Source organism: Pseudomaricurvus sp. ABR4_320 (assembly GCF_056159445.1).
Genome location: NZ_JBSWVF010000067.1, coordinates 1 through 1,439 on the forward strand (window position 1 = coordinate 1; position 1,439 = coordinate 1,439).

Annotated in this window: 3 protein-coding genes; all 3 read right to left on the minus strand. The window is 43.4% G+C overall.

All coding sequences use genetic code 11. From position 1 onward, the window contains the following. Positions 1-56: 56 nt before the first annotated feature. Positions 57-596: a UPF0158 family protein gene (locus ACXAFR_RS27360; protein ID WP_475183337.1), complete on the minus strand. Its 540-nt coding sequence runs from the start codon at positions 594-596 to the stop codon at positions 57-59. A 109-nt stretch (positions 597-705) separates the two neighbouring features. After that, entirely contained in the window at positions 706-843 is a 138-nt protein-coding gene (locus ACXAFR_RS27365) for a transposase (protein ID WP_475183338.1), read from the minus strand. Positions 844-916: 73 nt separating this feature from the next. Continuing rightward, positions 917-1,294: a hypothetical protein gene (locus ACXAFR_RS27370; RefSeq protein WP_475183340.1), complete on the minus strand. Its 378-nt coding sequence runs from the start codon at positions 1,292-1,294 to the stop codon at positions 917-919. Positions 1,295-1,439: the final 145 nt, after the last annotated feature.

A 1,439-nucleotide genomic window follows, 5' to 3' on the forward strand; every position in this document is an offset into this window, starting at 1 on the left:
GCTAGCAAGGGCCGACCGAAAGGAGCTCCAGCCGTAGGCGTGCTTGGCTAGCTTTGTTAAATGCTGACTGTGATACCAACTTCATTGCACCATTGAAGCAAGGAATTTTTTGTTGCTTGCCTTTCATATTCATACCATTTTTCTAATAGGTCATGATCTTCCAGAACGCCCTTGAATGAGGAGTATGCGCCACGTGAGCTAAAAATTCTGTAAATATCGTTAACATTATTTGGGAGGTATTCCTCTGCGAACTCTATAGCGAGAGATTTACCTAAACCAAATTCTCGTTTGTGTGGCACCAATTTATATTTTTCATTCTCCTCAATATCATCGGGATACTCTTCATCCACGCCATCAGAGACATAATATACTTGACCTGACTCTCCGTCGACGTATGCAACACTTCCGAACTCCTCGCCTGACGTTGCAAATTCGAGTGCCAGTTCAAGATCATCATATTTGATCGTTGTCTCGATATCTCTCGGGCATTTAACGCAAAGCACAGCGTCGTATGCAGCGCAGTGGGTGGAGCGCGAAAATGGCGAAGCCCGCGCGTAACTAACGAAGTAGCATACGACCGGCCCCGGTAGGTGCATACTGCTGCGCCTTGTATGGTTCAATTTCCATCGTTACTTGCTATTCACTTCATTAGAGAAAGATGTCTTTCTTCTTGGCCATAAGTTCACCACGCCGGGTTTCCATACATCAACGATAAAGCATCACTGGATGTATGGCGAGCGCCTCAGCGACATCCTTTGCCATTACCCCGGGTATCCTGGTAAGCGCAACGGCTGTTGCCTTGAACTGATCATTGTAACGATTGTATTGCTTTCTTCGTGCCATGTGACACCTCCATTTAGTTAAATGAAGGTGTGCGCATTATCGGGTGAGGCGTCCTTCCCTCTTTATGGCTTTGTTAGGCATTTACTCTAGAACCCCTTACTAAAATAACTATAACTGATACCCAAACAACAACTAGCAGTGGTGACAACTTTATAATTTTTTCTATTAGATATGCTTTTTCATCGAGCAGATCCTGAGCCTTTCGTTTATTTTCGAACCACAAATTGTTCTTTTCCACTAAAAAGGACATTCTGTCCCATTCAGGTGCTTCTGGTGGTAAGCCCTTACTTGTTAAAGCATAAAGCTTATCAATCTCCTGCCGATAGGGAGAGGGACCAATGTTTTTGCTATGCTCAGACACATTGATTGGGATAAATACCAAAATACCCAAAGTGATAGCGCAGGCAATCCCTAACAACACTTGTGGATTAATCACGCGAGCCTTATTCATACAGCCTAACGAGACTGTAGAAAAACAAAACTGGCAACAACTGGTATTTTGCTAATATTCTTCATAGCCTTATCAATCCATTTTTGAATAATACTGCCGATATTTTGGGCGATATCGCTTATATCGACTCGTTGTCGCGATAACA

Excerpts from the sequence above, each read along its gene's own strand:
- ACXAFR_RS27365 (WP_475183338.1), bottom strand. The coding sequence starts at position 843 with ATGGCACGAAGAAAGCAATACAATCGTTACAATGATCAGTTCAAGGCA.
- ACXAFR_RS27360 (WP_475183337.1), bottom strand. The coding sequence starts at position 596 with ATGCACCTACCGGGGCCGGTCGTATGCTACTTCGTTAGTTACGCGCGG.
- ACXAFR_RS27370 (WP_475183340.1), bottom strand. The coding sequence starts at position 1,294 with ATGAATAAGGCTCGCGTGATTAATCCACAAGTGTTGTTAGGGATTGCC.